This is a genomic window from Mycobacterium toneyamaense (genome assembly GCF_055384815.1).
In genome coordinates this window covers 431,325-444,546 of sequence record NZ_AP040333.1, presented here as the reverse complement: position 1 = coordinate 444,546, position 13,222 = coordinate 431,325, and the positions used below count along the sequence as shown (strand labels likewise).

Genomic DNA, 13,222 nt, shown 5'->3' with positions numbered 1-13,222 from the left:
CACCAATTGCCAACGATCTCGAATATCTCACCTTCCCTGCGCGGCATAGTCCGCGACCAGGGCCTCGGCGCTGCGCACGGCGGCCCGGCAGGCGCGTGCGGTGAAGGGGTCGTTGAGCGGGTGATCGGCCCGGCGGCGCCACCGCTGCACCGCCGCGAAGGCCGCCCGCGGACCGTCGTACGGCGCGTCGCTGCTCAGCCCCAGCCGGCTCGCCGCGTCGGTTCCGGAGCCGCCGATGATGCGGCGCAGGGAGGCCATCTCGTCGTCGTTCAATGTGGTTGGCCGGGAACGTAATTGACCGAGCAACCGCAATTCCTCGAACGCGTGCGTGTCGGCCAGCAGCGGGTCGATGTCCGCCAGGATGAACGGCGTCGCGTAGATGGGATTGGCCTCCACGAAGCGCCGCAGCGAGCGCAACGCGGTGTTCGCCTTGAGCATGTCGGCGCGCTGCGCGAACTGCTGATCGATGACGTCGCGCAGGGCCACCAGCCCGCTGCGGTCCAGCAGTTCGTCGGCCAGCCCCTGCGAATCGGTGACGCCGGCGCGCAGCACCGCGATCGCGATCCGGATGCCGAACATGCCGAACCGGTCCAGCAGCGCGGCCCGGGTGATGGCGTCCACCGGCAGCGAATCATCCTGCCGGGCAAAGCGATCCGCCGACAACATGGCCTTGGTGAGGGCGGTGGCGCCGTCACCGTCCAGGGCCGCGAGCTTCTGCAGAGCCGTGAACTCACTCTGCTGCAAGGTGCGCGCGGTCAGCGCCAGCAGCCCCGACACCGGGACGACGGCCTGGCAGACGCCGGTGCGGTCCAGCTCCGCGGTGAACCGCGTGGCCACTTCACGGGCCGACATCATCGCGTCGATGCGTCCGGCCCCGATCTCGTCGGCGCGCGACGCGACCCCGATGACGCCGAGGGCACCCGAGCCACTGCCGACGAGTTCCCCGATCTGCTTGAGCAGCGCGATGTCCGGCGCGTTGAGGGTGCGCAGCAGGAACACCACGGCGTCCACCCGGGGCACGCCGTCTCGTGGCACCAGGAGTTGGAGCGTGCGGTCGGAGACGTCACGCGACAGCGACGACGTCCCCGGCGTGTCGATGATGGTCGTCTGTTCCAATTCGGCTGCGGGCCACTGCACATCGAGGTCGACGATGTCCCCCACATTGGCGGCGCCCTGCGCGCCGGAATACCGCGCCAGGTCGAAGGTCAGGCCGTCACCGCGGGTGATCGGCACGTCGGTACGGCGGCCGTCCCGATGGTTGGCGGTGACGCGGGGCGTCATGCCATGCCGGAACCAGGTGACCAGGCGGGTGGCCTCGGTGGCGTCGGTGGGCGCAATCTCTTCGCCCACAAGCGCATTCACGAGCGTCGACTTGCCGGCCTTGAGGGTGCCGGCGAGGGCGATGCGGATCGGCTGATCGAGCCGGCGGCCGATCCAGTCCAGTTCGGCCAGGGCCTGCGGCCGGTGCTGGTAGATGGGGTCGGACCGGTAGGCCGAGATGACGCCGCCCAGGATGGCGCGGACGCGTGCGCTTGTGCTCACTGCGCCAGGGCCGGAGTGAGTTTCACCGCGTTGTCGATGACCTGGCGCAGAATGTTCAACTGCCGCTCCAGTTCCCGCACGCGGTTGTCGCGCTCGCCGGCTTCGATCTGCGCCGCGGCGAGGGTCGCCTGCAGCGACTCGTTGAGCGAGCGGGTGGTCTGGTTGGCGATGCCCCGGTAGTGATCGCGCAAGTGGCGCTGGATGTTTCGCAGCCGGTCACGCGACTCCTTGCCGACGGCGAACGACACGTCGTCGACGAACCGGCGGACGTTCATCTTCGCCTCGCCGCGCACCCGCAGCATGCGGTTCTCCATGTCTTCCTTGTAGGCCTTGCGGCCCAGCACAAGTCCGGCGCCCAGCGACAGCGGGTTGAACATGCCGAGCCCGGCGAACGAGGTCAGCATGCCGAACATCAGCACACCACCGTAGGACCCGCGCATCCCGGTGATCACCTTGTGCCCGGCCCGGATCGGCTCGGACTCCAGTCGCGCCACAGGGTTGAACTCGCCCAGGCCCGCGCCCATGTCGCGGGCCCTGACCTCGGCCAGTTCAACCGAATCCAGCCCGGCCTCGACGAACGTGCGGGCCACCTCCGCGGCGAGCGCCTCGGCGCGCTGATGCGCCCAGACGAAGTTGTCGCCGACCGCGGTCGCGACGACGTTCTCCAACTCGGCGCCGATCTCGGCCCAATGCTGCGTGGGATCGCAGCCGTCGATGACGCGCTCGGTGTGCGCGGTGATGTTGCGGAACCGGTTACGCAGGTCGTGGTCGACGTCGGCGGTCAGGTCGGCGATGCCGTCGTTGAGCACCTGTTGCCACAATGCGGTCTGCTGCAACGCATTCTGGGCGTCTTCCTTCTTCTGCTCCAGCTCGGCCTTGATGCGCTCGATCTTCTCGGGGTCGTTGATCGCGGCCAGCTCGGTGGACACGGCCAGGGTGAGATGTTCGGCGGCCGCGTGGATTTCGGTGACCACCTGATCCTTGATGCGGTCGTTCTCCCGACTGAGCACCTTGTCGGTGAGGAACTTGATGATCGCCGGGAAGTTCGACTCGTCGTTGAGTTCCTTGTCGTTCAGTGCCAGCGCGTGGGTGCGCAGCGCGGAAGAAACGGGAACCACGGGGACGTTCAGCCGCGCGCGCTGCAGATGCGCGCCATTGGCCGCGACGATCTCGCGCCAGTGCGGATAGAGGTCGGTCTTGGTGGCGACAATCGTTGCCACCGGGCAGATTTCGAGGGCCTGCCGGATGAACGTGAGCTCCGGCTCGGTGAACTCCTGGCTGGTGTCACTGATCATCAGGAGGGCGTCGGCGTCGGGCAGCAGGCCGAGAGTGGCCGACAGGTGCGGCTGCCCCAGCCCGCCCACGCCGGGGGTGTCGACAAAGGTGAGGCCGCCCTTGAGCATCGGGCTCGGCGCCGCCACCTCGACGCGCAGCACCTGGCGACCCTGGGCCTGCGGGGCGTGGCGCAGATCGGTCGACAGCTGGTTGGGCGGGATGGCGACGACGGACGGATCGCCCCCTTCCTGGGCCGGGGCGAGGACGAGTTCGGCGGCCGCCGCGTCCCCGTAGTGGACGACGGTGGTGAGCACCGTGCTCTCGTCATCGCCGACGCGCGCGACCGGCATGTTCAGCAACGAGTTCAGCAACTGGCTCTTGCCCTGCTTGAGCTGCCCGGCGATCACCACCCGGATCTGCGGATCGCTGATCCGGGTCTTGGCCGCCAGCAACCGCTGCGCCAGGTCTTCGCGGTCGTTGAGGCCTGCGATCCGGCTGGTGTGGTCGATCAACTCGACGATCACCGCGACCGGGCGCGGGTTCGCCTCGTTCGGCTGCGTCACTGGGCTCTCCTCGACTGCATTGTCACTGTCTAACGGTATGCGCAAACATCCGGCGGGGCCTGTAGGTGGCCCCGCCGGACGGTTTGTCGCGATCGATCAGTGCATGTGCGGATCGATGTGGGTGGTGTGGCTCATGTCGGTGGTGGTGTGGGTTTCGGTCGGTGCGTAGGTGTTCATGCTGGCCTCGTGCACCGAGCTGTCGGCAACCGTGCTGTGCACCGAGTTGTCGGCGCTCAGGTCGGTGTGGGTGGTGTTCCCGCTGCCGATGTTGGTGTGGGTGCTGTTGCCGCTACCGATGCTGGTGTTGGCCGTGTTCCCGCTGTTCAGGCTGGTGTTCACCGTCGAGGAGTGCGACGAGTCGTCGATGACGCTCTTGTTGCCGCTGCCCAGGTCGCCACCGACCGTGGTCTGGTTGCCACCGACGTGCGTCGACGAGGTGTTGCCGTCGTTGATGACGATGTTGCCGCCGCTGCCACCGCTGCCGCCGCTGGCGTGGCCGCCACCGATCAGGCCGCCGCCGGCGCTGGCGCCGCCGCCGTTGCCGCCACCGGTGTTGACGTCGTTGACCACCGGACCCGAGTTGCCCTGGATGATGTGGCCGCCCGCGGTCTGCGAGTTGTCGGTCGCGTGGTTGCCCGTGCCGACGATCACCGGGGAGTGGCTGCCGGTCAGGATGTCGCCGTTGGTGACGGTGTTGCCGTCGCCCTGCACAGCGCCCTTGCCGCTGGCGATGTCACCGTGGTTGTTGCCCGCGATGTTGACGCCGCCGTCGCCCTGCTGGACGTGGCTGCCACCGAGGGTGATGTCACCGAAGCCCAGGTTGAACGCACCCTGCTGGGCGTTGGCGCCGGCGTGCTGGTCGGGGCTCAGCACCGGGATGTTGTTGCCGCTCGCCACCGGGACATTGTTGTTGCTCGCGAAGTCGGTGTTGGGAGCGAAGGTCGGCTGCGAGACGAAGCCGGTCTGCGGGGAGAACGGCGAGGACATGCTGTAGTAGTCCGAGACCGCGTTCTGCAGGCCGACGACCGGGTCGCCGCCACCGAGCACGACGCCGGCGGGAACGGCGCTCGCGGCGACCGAGGCGAGCTGTGCGGAGGTGACACCGGCGAGGCCGGCGTCGCGCATGGTCTGCTCGGGGTTCGCGACGAAAGAGCTCGCGACGGTCGGGAAGCGGAACAGGTCGATGATGAATTCGATCAGGCTGGTCATTGGAGTCCCTTTCGTTGGGTGTTGCTCTGTGGAAGTTCTCTCGCCGCTGTCCGGCGAACTGAGAACAACGTTAGGGGCCGTCAAGGGCCGTGCAAACGGGGCAACCACCCCTACCCCCAACCAAACTTGGTGGGGTATCCGCGCTCCCCCTATTAGGGGATTAGGGGATGGCTAGGGTGTTTGCTGAACATGCGTTGGGAGAACACAAAACGCCGGTGGCCATGGCGGCCACCGGCGTTTCGGGGATGAGCTGGTCAGCTGAAGAAGTCGAAGTCCTGATGATGCTCGACACCGGCCGACGGGTCTGCGGTATCGACGGGGTGCCAGTCGAGCGCACCCGGATCAGAGAGCTGCCCGGCATCGACGACCGGGACGTCACTGTGCAGGCCCAGATCGTCGGACACCGCCAGGTCCGGCACGGCGTCATGGGCCGGCAAGACCGGGCCGCTGTCGAATCCGCCGACGTCAGGGTCGGAAATCACCTGCGGAGACACCACCGTCGGCACATGTGTGTCGAAGGCGTCGAACGCATCGAACGCCGCGGTGGCGGCACCGCTGGTCCAGACGTTGACGCCGGGATCGTCGAATCCGGCGGTCGGCACGCCACCCGCTGCGGACGACACCGCGCCCAGAGATTCGGACACCACCGGGATCAGGTGCGCGACATCCGCCGTGGTGACGCCAGTGAGGTTGGCGTCGGCGATGGCACCGGCGGGGTCGGCGGCGTAGTGGGCAGCCACGTCGGGGTCACGGACGACCGACATGACGAAATCCAGTAGCGGATTTGCCATGGCACCTGCTCCTTTCTGGGGACCCGTTGATAACTATTTCGATGCTATCGCCGATAAAGCTCCTGGAGATCGGTGCTGACCCCAGCACCCGACGTCACCCGTTAGGGGCACTCCCGTTAGGGATTCACCAATCGTTAGGGGATTGTGTCCCACCCCCAGGCCGCCAGCGCATAGGGTGGCCTGAGTCCGGTAGCGCATCAAAGGAGTGGACGTTTATGAGCCTCGGTTTGTCGATCGGCCAGACCAATCTGGTGGCCGTGCCGGCCGGGCGACCGCCGCTGAGCCGTCGCGCGATCCTGGCCCTGTACCCGGACCGGCCCGCCGAAGTCGGCATCCCCACCCAGCCGGGCGGCCTGGTGCTGACCGGGTTCGTGGAGCGCGTCGGCGACCCGATCCCGCTGATCGCCCCGGATGGTTCGGCGCATCGCGGTGAAGCCGTCCTGGCCGAGGCCCTCGACTCCATGGCCCGCACCGCCGGTGGCGGCGCCCCGATCGTCATCGCCGCGCCCGCGCACTGGGGCATGTCCACCATCGGCGCACTCTCCGCGGCGCTGCGCGGAAAGCCGGGCCTGGCCGCCGCACCCGTGGTCTCCGACGCGGCGGCGGCCCTGGCCGGCCTCAAGGCCGGGTCCGGACTGCCCGACCACGGCGTGGTGGCACTCTGCGATTTCGGTGGCAGCGGCACCAGCGTGACCATCGCCGACGCCGCGACACTGAGCCAGATCGGCGAGACCGTGCGTTATCCGGAGTTCTCCGGCGACCTGGTGGACCAGGCCCTGCTGAACCACGTCATCGCCGGCATCAGCGACTCGTCCGACGCGGATCCGGCCGGCACCGCGGCCGTCGGCTCGCTGTCCCAGCTGCGCGACCAGTGCCGGCAGGCCAAGGAGCGCCTCTCGTCGGAGACGGCAACGTCGGTCAGCGCCAACCTGCCCGGCTTCGCGTCGGCGCTGCGCATCACCCGCCCCGAGCTGGAGCGACTGCTCGAACCGGCGCTGGCGGGGCTGCTCGCCGTCGTGCAGGAATCCCTGCAGCGCAACCAGATTCCGGCCGGCGTCCTGACCGCCGTGGCCACTGCCGGTGGCGGTGCGTCGATTCCGATTGTCACACAACGACTTTCCGAGCACTTCCGGGTTCCGGTCGTGACCTCGCCGCAGCCGGCGCTCACCGCCGCCGGTGGCGCTCCGCTGGTGGATCAGCGCACCATGAGCGCCGACGCCCCGACAGGCATGGCCCCCACCATGGGCTGGGCCGCCGGCCCGGCAGGCTGGGCAGGCGGCCCCGAGACCATGGCGGCTCCGGTGCCGCCCGTGGACGCGAACCCGTCTTCGACCGTCGGGCCGTCGCTGGCCTGGTCTGACGACGAGGAACCCGGTGCGGCGGTCGGCGGCGACTACCCCACGGATTTTTCGACCGGCTATGCCGAGGCGGCGCCCTTCGGCGAGACCACCGCCCGGCCGGCGATGGACTTCGCCCACGAAGAAGAGGACAACCTGCCCGACGTGGCCCCGGTCCCCTGGTACCGGCGCCCACCGCTGATCTTCGGCGCGGCCGCCGCGGCGTTCCTGGTCGCCGGCGGTAGCTGGGCCGCGGTCGGGCTCACCAGCAACGACACCCCGTCCGGCCCGGTGACCGTCGACGTCACCACCACCATCACCGGCCCCGACGGCTCCATCACCACGAGCACCTACAAGGCCACCAAGTCCGTTGTGACACAGACGAATCCGAACGGGCAGGTGGAGACCTCGACGGTGACCAACCCGGTCACCACCACCGACGCGCCGGTCACCACGACCACCACCGATCCGTCGACCACCAGCTCGACGACGACCACCACGACCACAACCTCCACGACCACCACGACCACCACGCCGTCGACGACGACCACCACAACCACGACGCCACCGCCCACCACGACCACCACGCAGCCGCCCACGACAACGACGCAACCGCCGACGACGACGCAGCCGCCCACCACCACGCAGCCGCCGCCGACCACGACGAAGCCGCCGACGACGCAGCCGCCCAGCACGCAGACTCCGACGGCCGCGCCGTCGACCCAGGCGCCCAGTTCGCAGCCCACGGTGGAGCAGCCCCCCAAGACGGCGTCGGTGTCGGCGGAAACCGCGTCCGCACCGTCGGCATCGGTGGCCACCGCGTCGGCGCCCATCACCGCGCAACCCTCGGCATCGACCAGCCAATGACCGCAGCGGCCGGCACGTCGCTGGTGCTCGGCGGAATCGGCAGCGGCAAGACCACCGCGCTGGAAGCGGTGCGAAAGACGTTGCGGGCCAACGGCACGACGATGCTCGCGCGGGTGCCCAAGCCCGGTGAGGCGCCGGATGCGGCCATCGTCATCGACGATGCCCAGCTGCTGTCCCCGGCAGAGCTGGCCGCGCTGACCGAGCTGGCCGGCGACCCGGCCCGCACCGTGGTGGTCAGCGCCGAGCCGTTGGCGCACGAGCCCGCGCTCAACGCACTCACCACCACGCTGAGCCGGCAGCATCCGCCGATCCAGCTGGCGCCGATGACGCCCCGCGAGATCAACGAGGCGCTGGCCCGCGCCGGCGTGCCCGCTACCCAGGTGCCCGCGCTGATCGCCGGCACCGGCGGCATCCCACTGCTGGTGTACTCGGCGCTGTCGGCCCTGGCGTCGGGCGCCGATCCGGTCCGGGCCGCGTCCGTCGCGTTGAGCGAGCGGCTGCGCCGGCTGGACGAGCACCTGCTCGACACGTTGCTCTTGTGCTCGCTGAGCCCCGAACTGGGGCCCGACGACATCGCCGCCGCCCTGCAACTGCCCGGCGACGACGCGGCCGTGCTGATGGACCGGGCCCGCGCCAGTGGGCTGCTGTCCGCCTCACTGCATCCGCGGTTCATCGACACGCTGCACCGCAGCCTCACCCGACTGGTCGGGGCCGCGCGGCACCGCGAGACCGAATGCCGGCTGCTGCGCTCGCAGATCGAATCCGCCACGCTGTCAACCGAATTGGCGCTGAAGCTGGCCGAGCACGGCACCGTCGACGACCTGCTGGCGGCCGACCTGATCCACCGGGCCGGTTCCGCCGCGCCGCGTCAGGCAGCGCGCCTGTACCGCGCCGCGGCCCGCGCCGGCACCGCCCCGGCCGACGTCCAACTCGCCGACGCCCTCGCCGTCACCGGCGACTGCACCACCGCCGGAACCCTGGCCGACGAACTGCTCACGGCCGACGACGCCGCCGTCCGCGCGCAGGCCGTGCGTATCGCGGCCAGCGTCGCCATGCACGACGGCGCCGCCGCGCACGCCGCGGACCTGTTCCGGTGGCTCGGCCCCGATGCCGATCCGTTCGTCGCCGCCGCGGGCGCCGTGGTCGGTGTCGCCACCGCCGACGCGGACCTGGCCCGGTCCTGTCTGCAGGCCGAGAACTCCATGCCGCCAACGTCTTCCGCGCGTGCGGCGCGCGGTATGGCAGAAGGCATGCTGCTGACGCTCGACCAGCCGTTCGCCGTCGCGATGGCACGCCTCACGCAGGCTCTCGGGTCCACCAACGGTGTTCACTCGGTCGCACCGGACAGCCCCGCCGCCCTGCTGAGCCTCGTCGCCCTGCACGGCGGCGACGCCGTCCGCGCGCGCAGTGTCATCGGCCGGGCCATCCGCACCGGTGGCGGCGACGCGGGTTTCACCGGTCTGCGCCACCGGCTGCTGCTCGGCTGGATCCGCATGCTCGACGGCCAACTCGATTCCGCCGTCCCGGCATTGGACGCGACCGCGGTCGCCGACCTGCACCGGCGCGACGCGCTGTGGTTCACCGCGCTGCAGACCGCGATCGCCCGGCGCAGCGGCGACACCGGCGCGCTGCAGAAACATTGGTACGCGGCCATGGAGGTGCTGGCCGAGTACTCCCTGGACCTGTTCGCGCTCCTGCCGCTCGGCGAGTTGTGGGTGGCCGCGGCCCGGTTGCAGCAAGTCGACCAGCTACGCCAACCGCTGGCCGAGGCATTCGGGCTGCTGCGGGCGGCCGGCAATCCGGCACTGTGGTCGGTTCCATTGCACTGGGCGGGCGTGCACGCCGGCATCCTGGCCAATGCACCCGAGGCCGTCGCCCCGCACGGGCAGGCCCTCGCCGCGGCGAGTCGAGCCGAGGGCGCGCACGGCGCCTACGCCACGGCGCTGGCCGGGGCCGGCCGCGCCTGGCTGCGGGTCCTGGCCGACGGGGTCGACGCCACCGAGGTGACGGCGGCCGCCCGCGGGCTGGCCCGCTTCGGCTTGACGTGGGATGCGACCCGGCTGGCCAGCCAGGCCGCGTTGCATTCGGCGGACGGCAAGATCTCGGGCGCCATGCTGCAGTTGGCGCGCGATCTCAAGCAGGACGCCGCCCTCGAGGCCGCGGCCGATCCCGTCGAGCCCGCGACCCCCGCTATTCCGCGTCCGGGCACAGATGTGCGCAACACCACACCACCTCCTGCCTCGGCCGACGCTCGGGCCACACCTGCCCCGACACCTGCCTGGACACGGTTGTCCGACCGCGAGCGCGAGGTTGCCGAACTGGTGCTGCAGGGCATGCCCTACCGCGACATCGGGGCCCGTCTGCTCATCTCAGCGAAGACCGTCGAGCACCATGTCGCCCGCATTCGCCGCAGGTTGGGGGCCGAATCACGGTCGGAGATGTTGTCGATGCTGCGCGCGCTGCTCGTCGAGAAGGTCTGACGCCGCCCATATATAAGGAAGCGTGCTGCAGCCGCCTGGCCAGGCCCGGTTCACGGCAAAAATGGCGGCGCGTAACCGCAGCTCAAGTTAGGACAGCCTTGCTAGCGTCCGTTCTACCCAGGATGCGACTATGAGCAGGCATCTAGCTTAAGTTACCGGTTAGTAACCTCAACAAGTTACCGGCCGGTAGCTACATAACTGGGAGAGGCGCGGTGGAGAATCTCGAACACACGCTCGACGTGGCCAGACTGGTCATCGGGCTGTTGGCAACGGTCATCGTCCTGGGGTTCGCCGCCAAGCGCGTCCTGTGGCTGACCAAGCTGATCAGCTCCGGGCAGAAGCTCGGCGACGAACGTGGCCGCAAGGACGATCTCGTCCGCCGCTTCCTGAACCAGAACAAGGAAGTCTTCGCCCAGTCGAAGCTCCTCAAGTGGTCGATCCCCGGCATTGCGCACTTCTTCACCATGTGGGGCTTCTTCGTCCTCGCATCGGTGTACGTGGAAGCCTATGGCGTCCTGTTCGATCCGGAATTCGCCATCCCATTCGTCGGACGGTGGGCTGTCCTGGGCTTCCTGCAGGACTTCTTCGCGCTGGCCGTGCTCGCCGGCATCATCGTCTTCGCGATCATCCGGCTGACCCGGAACCCCGACAGCATCGGCCGCGAGTCCCGGTTCTACGGCTCGCACAACGGTGGCGCGTGGGAGATCCTCATCATGATCTTCCTGGTCATTGCGTCCTACGCGGTCTTCCGCGGCGCCGCCGTCAACGTCCTCGGCGAGCACTTCCCGTACCAGAACGGTGCCTTCTTCTCCGACGGCATGGCCGCGCTGCTGGCTCCGCTGGGCCACACCGCCAACGTCTGGATCGAGACCATCGCGCTGCTGGCGCACATCGGCATCATGCTGGTCTTCCTGCTGATCGTGCTGCACTCCAAGCACCTGCACATCGGTCTGGCCCCGATCAACGTCACCTTCAAGCGCCTGCCCGACGGCCTCGGCCCGCTGCTGCCGATGGAATACAAGGGCGAGCCGATCGACTTCGACGACCCCGCCGAGGACGCGGTGTTCGGCCGCGGCCGCATCGAGGACTTCACCTGGAAGGCCAACCTCGACATGGCGACCTGCACCGAGTGCGGTCGTTGCCAGTCGCAGTGCCCCGCATGGAACACCGGAAAGCCGTTGTCCCCCAAGCTCGTCATGATGAACCTGCGCGACCACCTGTTCGCCAAGGCGCCGTACATCATCGAGGGCAAGCCGATGCCGGAAGAGGGCTCGGTCGACTTCGCCAAGCTGGGCGACAGCCTGCACGGCCACGGCGTCCCCGAGGACGGCTTCGCCCGCATCGAGGGTTCCGGCCCCGAGCAGGCGCTGCGCCCGCTGGTCGGCACCGCTGAGCAGGGCGGCGTCATCGACCCCGACGTGCTGTGGTCCTGCACCAACTGTGGTGCCTGCGTCGAGCAGTGCCCGGTGGACATCGAGCACATCGACCACATCGTCGACATGCGCCGCTACCAGGTCATGGTCGAGTCGGAGTTCCCCGGCGAGCTGGGCGTGCTGTTCAAGAACCTGGAACTCAAGGGCAACCCGTGGGGCCAGAACGCCAAGGAACGCACCACCTGGATCGACGAGCTGGACTTCGACATCCCGGTCTACGGCCAGGACGTCGAGAGCTTCGACGGCTTCGAGTACCTGTTCTGGGTCGGCTGCGCCGGCGCCTACGAGGACCGCGCCAAGAAGACCACCAAGGCCGTCGCCGAGCTGCTCGCCACCGCGGGCGTGAAGTTCCTGGTGCTGGGCACCGGCGAGACCTGTACCGGTGACTCGGCCCGTCGTGCCGGCAACGAGTTCCTGTTCCAGCAGCTCGCGGCACAGAACGTCGAGACCATCAACGAGCTGTTCGAGGGCGTCGACCCGGCCAAGCGCAAGATCGTCGTCACCTGCCCGCACTGCTTCAACACCATCGGCCGCGAGTACCCGCAGCTGGGCGCCAACTACACCGTCGTGCACCACACGCAGCTGCTGAACCGCCTGGTGCGGGACAAGAAGCTGGTCCCGGTGTCGTCGGTGAGCCAAGAGGTCACCTACCACGACCCCTGCTTCCTCGGTCGCCACAACAAGGAGTACGAGGCCCCGCGTGAGCTGGTCGGTGCTGCCGGCGCCGTGCTCACCGAGATGCCCCGCCACGCCGACCGCGGCCTGTGCTGTGGTGCCGGTGGTGCCCGCATGTGGATGGAAGAGCACATCGGCAAGCGCATCAACACCGAGCGCGCCGAAGAGGCCGTCGACACCGGCGCCTCCGCGATCGCGACCGGCTGCCCGTTCTGCCGCGTGATGATGAGCGACGGCGTCGACGACGTCGCCGCGACCCGCAGCATCGACAAGACCGAGGTCCTCGACGTCGCTCAGCTGCTGCTGAACTCGCTGGACACCAGCAAGGTGACGCTGCCCGAGAAGGGCACGGCGGCAAAGGCTTCCGCGGCGCTCGCGGAGAAGAAGGCCAAGGAAGCTCCGAAGCCGGCTCCGGCTCCCGCTGCCGAGGCCGCTCCGGCCGCCGAGGCACCTGCCGCCGCTGCCGCTCCGGCCGCCGCGAAGCCGGTCACCGGCCTGGGCATGGCCGCCAAGCGTCCGGGCGCCAAGAAGGCCGCCGCTCCGGCGGCTGCGGCTCCGGCCGCTGAGGCTCCCGCCGCCGAGGCTCCGGCTGCCGAGGCTCCGGCTGCCGCCGCGCCCGCCAAGGGTCTGGGTCTGGCCGCGGGCGCCAAGCGTCCGGGTGCCAAGAAGGCTGCCGCTCCGGCTGCTGCTGCTCCGGCCCCGGCTGCCGAGGCTGCTCCCGCTGCTGAGGCTCCCGCTGCTGAGGCTCCCGCCGCTCCGGCCGCCCCGGTAAAGGGTCTGGGTCTGGCCGCGGGCGCACGTCGCCCCGGCGCCAAGAAGGCTGCTGCTCCGGCAGCACCGGCGGCGCCCGCCGCACCGGCCGCTGAGGCTCCGGCTGCCGAGCCGGCCGCCGAGGCTCCCGCCGCACCGGCACCTGCCGCCCCGGCGGAAGAGGCCAAGCCGGAACCGCCGGTCGTCGGACTGGGTCTGCGCCCGGGCGCAAAGCGCCCCGGTAAGCGGTAACGCGAAGTACACCGCAATGGCCAGCTACGACCCGCCGCCAGGAGCGTC

General features: G+C 69.6%; 7 protein-coding genes. 3 read left to right on the top strand and 4 right to left on the bottom strand.

Annotated elements, in window-relative coordinates:
• Nucleotides 1-27: 27 nt before the first annotated feature.
• The 4 genes from ACZ5IQ_RS01985 to ACZ5IQ_RS01970 all read right to left on the bottom strand — a co-directional run bounded on the left by ACZ5IQ_RS01985 (nt 28) and on the right by ACZ5IQ_RS01970 (nt 5,380).
• A complete protein-coding gene (locus tag ACZ5IQ_RS01985) occupies nt 28-1,542 on the bottom strand; it encodes a dynamin family protein (RefSeq protein WP_464480716.1) in 1,515 nt (504 codons plus the stop codon).
• Nucleotides 1,539-3,380 (bottom strand): dynamin family protein, encoded by a 1,842-nt coding sequence (locus tag ACZ5IQ_RS01980; RefSeq protein ID WP_409430945.1) that lies wholly within the window; start codon nt 3,378-3,380, stop codon nt 1,539-1,541. Before ACZ5IQ_RS01980 ends, ACZ5IQ_RS01985 begins: the two co-directional genes overlap by 4 nt.
• Nucleotides 3,381-3,476: 96 nt before the next feature.
• Nucleotides 3,477-4,589 carry an IniB N-terminal domain-containing protein gene (locus ACZ5IQ_RS01975; protein ID WP_138247785.1) on the bottom strand — a complete coding sequence of 371 codons (1,113 nt, stop codon included), beginning with the start codon at nt 4,587-4,589 and terminating at the stop codon, nt 3,477-3,479.
• Between the two features lie 254 nt (nt 4,590-4,843).
• Nucleotides 4,844-5,380 carry an Rv0340 family IniB-related protein gene (locus ACZ5IQ_RS01970; protein ID WP_464480715.1) on the bottom strand — a complete coding sequence of 179 codons (537 nt, stop codon included), beginning with the start codon at nt 5,378-5,380 and terminating at the stop codon, nt 4,844-4,846.
• A gap of 215 nt (nt 5,381-5,595) precedes the next feature.
• Between ACZ5IQ_RS01970 and ACZ5IQ_RS01965 the strand changes: the two genes are divergently transcribed.
• The 3 genes from ACZ5IQ_RS01965 (at nt 5,596) to ACZ5IQ_RS01955 (ending at nt 13,174) form a co-directional block, all read left to right on the top strand.
• Nucleotides 5,596-7,584 (top strand): Hsp70 family protein, encoded by a 1,989-nt coding sequence (locus ACZ5IQ_RS01965; protein ID WP_464480714.1) that lies wholly within the window; start codon nt 5,596-5,598, stop codon nt 7,582-7,584.
• A complete protein-coding gene (iniR, locus tag ACZ5IQ_RS01960) occupies nt 7,581-10,064 on the top strand; it encodes an isoniazid response ATPase/transcriptional regulator IniR (RefSeq protein WP_464480713.1) in 2,484 nt (827 codons plus the stop codon). Before ACZ5IQ_RS01965 ends, iniR begins: the two co-directional genes overlap by 4 nt.
• Before the next feature lie 212 nt (nt 10,065-10,276).
• On the top strand, nt 10,277-13,174 hold the full coding sequence (locus ACZ5IQ_RS01955) for a heterodisulfide reductase-related iron-sulfur binding cluster (RefSeq protein WP_464480712.1): 2,898 nt from the start codon (nt 10,277-10,279) through the stop codon (nt 13,172-13,174).
• The last annotated feature ends 48 nt before the right edge of the window (nt 13,175-13,222 follow it).